Below are 4,784 nucleotides of genomic sequence, written 5' to 3' on the forward strand. Positions count from 1 at the left end.
TGGTGGGGGATGGGCTCGCGGCCTATCAGCTTGTTGGTGGGGTGATGGCCTACCAAGGCGGTGACGGGTAGCCGGCCTGAGAGGGTGGGCGGTCACACTGGGACTGAGATACGGCCCAGACTCCTACGGGAGGCAGCAGTGGGGGATTTTGCACAATGGGCGCAAGCCTGATGCAGCGACGCCGCGTGAGGGATGAAGGCCTTCGGGTTGTAAACCTCTTTCGCTGGGTTGAAAGGCCATGCTTTGGGTGTGGTTGATTTGAACTGGTAAAGAAGTACCGGCTAACTACGTGCCAGCAGCCGCGGTAATACGTAGGGTACTAGCGTTGTCCGGATTTATTGGGCGTAAAGGGCTTGTAGGTGGTTTGTCGCGTCTGTCGTGAAATCCTGTGGCTTAACCATGGGCTTGCGGTGGGTACGGGCAGGCTTGAGTGCGGTAGGGGAGACTGGAATTCCTGGTGTAGCGGTGGAATGCGCAGATATCAGGAGGAACACCGGTGGCGAAGGCGGGTCTCTGGGCCGTTACTGACACTGAGGAGCGAAAGCGTGGGGAGCGAACAGGATTAGATACCCTGGTAGTCCATGCTGTAAACGTTGGGCACTAGGTGTGGGGGCCGTGTGGTTTCTGCGCCGTAGCTAACGCATTAAGTGTCCCGCCTGGGGAGTACGGCCGCAAGGCTAAAACTCAAAGGAATTGACGGGGACCCGCACAAGCGGCGGAGCATGCGGATTAATTCGATGCAACGCGAAGAACCTTACCAAGGCTTGACATGCACCGGTACAGTGTAGAGATATGCTGGCCTTTTTGGCTGGTGTGCAGGTGGTGCATGGTTGTCGTCAGCTCGTGTCGTGAGATGTTGGGTTAAGTCCCGCAACGAGCGCAACCCTTGTCTCGTGTTGCCAGCATTTGGTTGGGGACTCTCGAGAGACTGCCGGGGTTAACTCGGAGGAAGGTGGGGATGACGTCAAATCATCATGCCCCTTATGTCTTGGGCTTCACGCATGCTACAATGGATGGTACAGAGGGTTGCGATACTGTGAGGTGGAGCTAATCCCTTAAAGCTGTTCTCAGTTCGGATCGTAGTCTGCAACTCGACTACGTGAAGGTGGAGTCGCTAGTAATCGCAGATCAGCAACGCTGCGGTGAATACGTTCTCGGGTCTTGTACACACCGCCCGTCACGTCACGAAAGTTGGTAACACCCGAAGCCCGTGGCCTAACCGCGTTTGTGGGGGGAGTGGTCGAAGGTGGGATTGGCGATTGGGACGAAGTCGTAACAAGGTAGCCGTACCGGAAGGTGCGGCTGGATCACCTCCTTTCTAAGGATTTTCTTTTTAGCAGGCTTGGTTGGTAGTTGTTTCCACTGTTTTGGTGGTGCTGCCTCTGGGTTTGTTCCTTAGGTTTTTTGGATTGTTTTTACAAGAACAAGGCGTTGTTTAAGGGATGAGGCAAGATTTACTCCGGGCTGGCTGTACTGGTTTTGTGTGGTTTGGTTTGGGGGCATGCTGTCGGGTTTATGGCTAACACTGTTGGTCTGGCCCTTCCACTATTCCATTGTTGTTTGCATTGGCTGTTGGCTGGTGTGTGGTGGTTTGGTGGTTGTGGTTGGGTTGTTGGTGATTTGTATAGTGGTTGCGAGCATCTTTTTTGTTTGTTTTGTTGGGTTTTTTAGTTTTTGTGGGCGTTTGGTGGATGCCTTGGTGCCTAGAGCTGATGAAGGACGTTGTGGCCTGCGATATTCCCTGGGGAGTTGGCGAGCGAGCGTTGATCCGGGGGTTTCCGAATGGGGTAACCTGACAGGTTTTGTGGCCTGTTACCACTGCTTGAATGTATAGGGTGGTGGGGGGAACGTGGGGAAGTGAAACATCTTAGTACCTGCAGGAAGAGATATTCTGTGAGTAGTGGCGAGCGAAAGCGGATGATGGCTAAACTGTGTGCGTGTCAAGGCGGCAGCTGTTGCGCATGTGGGGTTGTTGGGGCGTGTTTTTCCATTCTCTGCCGGGGGTGGGGGTAGTTATAAATGGTTGTGTGGAGCTGAACAGTTTGGGATGGCTGACCGTAGGGCGTGATAGTCGTGTAGGTGGTTCATGCAACTCTGCCTGAGTGTGTTCCCAAGTAGCAGCGGGCTCGTGGAATCTGCTGTGAATCTGCCCAGACCACTGGGTAAGCCTGAATACTTCTAGGTGACCGATAGCGTATAGTACCGTGAGGGAATGGTGAAAAGTACCCCGGGAGGGGAGTGAAATAGTGCCTGAAACCAAGCGCTTTTAAGCCGTCAGAGCCGGTCGGCCTCTTTTTTGGGGTTGTGGTGATGGCGTGCCTATTGAAAAATGAGCCTGCGAGTTAGTGATGCGTGGCGAGGTTAACCCTTTGTGGGGTAGTCGTAGCGAAAGCGAGTCTTAATTGGGCGCCCAGTCGCGTGTTCTAGACCCGAAGCGGGGTGATCTACCCATGGCCAGGTTGAAGCGATTGTAAAAGGTCGTGGAGGACCGTACCCACCTAGGTTGAAAACTGGGGGGATGAGTTGTGGGTAGGGGTGAAAGGCTAATCAAACTCCGTGATAGCTGGTTCTCCCCGAAATGCATTTAGGTGCAGCGTTCTGCGTGTGTTGTTGTGGTGGTAGAGCTACTGGTTGGTTGATGGGCCGTTTTGGTTACTGACGTCAGCTAAACTCCGAATGCCATTGATAATTGCAGGGCAGTGAGACTGCGGGGGATAAGCTTCGTAGTCGAGAGGGAAACAGCCCAGATCATCGGTTAAGGCCCCTAAGGGTGTGCTGAGTGGGAAAGGATGTGGAGTTGCATAGACAACCAGGAGGTTGGCTTAGAAGCAGCCATCCTTGAAAGAGTGCGTAATAGCTCACTGGTCAAGTGATTCCGCGCCGACAATGTAGCGGGGCTTAAGCACACCGCCGAAACCGTGGCAAAAGACTATTTTTGTTTTTTGGGTAGGGGAGCGTCCTGACTGGGGTGAAGCAGGCCTGTGAGGGTTTGTGGACTGGTTGGGAGTGAGAATGCAGGCATGAGTAGCGAGTGGTGGGTGAGAATCCCACGCGCCGATTGACTAAGGGTTCCAGGGCAAGGTTTATCCGCCCTGGGTTAGTCGGGTCCTAAGGCGAGGCCGACAGGCGTAGTCGATGGATGACCAGTTGATATTCTGGTACCGGTTTTTTCTTGTCCAGTGCTGACAAAGTTGTGCTAACCAACGCCGTGATGGTGGTGATTCCTTCGGGTTTTATCGCCTAGTGGTCTTGGGGTCCCTTCTTGGGTAGGCAAGCGTGTTAACAGGGGTGACGCAGTAGGGTAGCTGATGCTGGCCGGTGGTTGTGCCAGTCTAAGGTTGTGGCCCGCATGCTAGGTAAATCCGGTGTGCTGTCTTTGATGATAAGGGTGAGGGCTGATGGGACTGCCACTTATAGTGGTGGTTATTGGTGTGCCTGTGCTGTCTAGAAAAGCCTCGACGTTAGAGAAATAACCGCCCGTACCCTAAACCGACTCAGGTAGTTAGGTAGAGTATACTAAGGCGTGCGAGTGAATCATGGTTAAGGAACTCGGCAAAATGCCCCCGTAACTTCGGGATAAGGGGGACCAGGCCCGGACAAGTACTGTTTTTCTGGTTTTTGTTTGGGTGTGGTCGCAGTGATTTGGAAGAAGCGACTGTTTACTAAAAACATAGGTGTGTGCGAAGCTGTAAGGCGATGTATACGCACTGACGCCTGCCCGGTGCTGGAAGGTTAAGCGGAAGGCTCAACCCCTGTTGGGGTGAAGGTTTGAAGTTAAGCCCCAGTAAACGGCGGTGGTAACTATAACCATCCTAAGGTAGCGAAATTCCTTGTCGGGTAAGTTCCGACCTGCACGAATGGCGTAACGACTTCTTCGCTGTCTCGACCATGAACTCGGTGAAATTGCATTACGAGTAAAGATGCTCGTTTCGCGCAGCAGGACGGAAAGACCCCGGGACCTTTACTATAGCTTGGTATTGGTAGCCGGTTGTGTTTGTGTAGGATAGGTGGGAGACTGTGAAGCCGCTACGCTAGTGGTGGTGGAGTCGTTGTTGAAATACCACTCTGATATAAACGGTTATCTAACCTTGGTCCGTGATCCGGATTGGGGACAGTGCCTGGTGGGTAGTTTAACTGGGGCGGTTGCCTCCTAAATGGTAACGGAGGCGCTCAAAGGTCTTCTCAGCCTGGTTGGTAATCAGGTGTTGAGTGTAAGTGTAGAAGAAGGCTTGACTGTGACACTGACGGGTGGAGCAGGTGCGAAAGCAGGAACTAGTGATCCGGCCGTGGTTCGTGGAAACGCGGTCGCTCAACGGATAAAAGGTACCCCGGGGATAACAGGCTGATCTTGCCCAAGAGTCCATATCGACGGCATGGTTTGGCACCTCGATGTCGGCTCGTCGCATCCTGGGGCTGGAGTCGGTCCCAAGGGTTGGGCTGTTCGCCCATTAAAGCGGTACGCGAGCTGGGTTTAGAACGTCGTGAGACAGTTCGGTCCCTATCCGCTGCGCGCGTAGGAAACTTGAGAAGGCCTGTCCCTAGTACGAGAGGACCGGGACGGACAAGCCTCTGGTGTGCCAGTTGTACCGCCAGGTGCATGGCTGGTTAGCTACGCTTGGGAAGGATAACCGCTGAAAGCATCTAAGCGGGAAGCCTGCTTCAAGACAAGGTTTCCATCCCCCTCTTGGGGGGAGAGACTCCCAATAGATGATTGGGTTGATAGGCCAGGCGTGTAAGCATGGTAACGTGTTTAGCTTACTGGTACTAATAGTCAACAACTAAAA

Annotated in this window: 2 rRNA genes; both read left to right on the forward strand. The window is 53.5% G+C overall.

What is annotated here, in order from left to right:
- Positions 1–1,318: ribosomal RNA gene (locus tag HMPREF2854_RS05935) — 16S ribosomal RNA — on the forward strand; the annotation flags it as partial.
- 346 nt (positions 1,319–1,664) lie between these two features.
- Positions 1,665–4,784: ribosomal RNA gene (locus tag HMPREF2854_RS05940) — 23S ribosomal RNA — on the forward strand.

The organism is Actinomyces sp. HMSC075B09 (assembly GCF_001812395.1).
Lineage (GTDB): Bacteria > Actinomycetota > Actinomycetes > Actinomycetales > Actinomycetaceae > Gleimia > Gleimia europaea.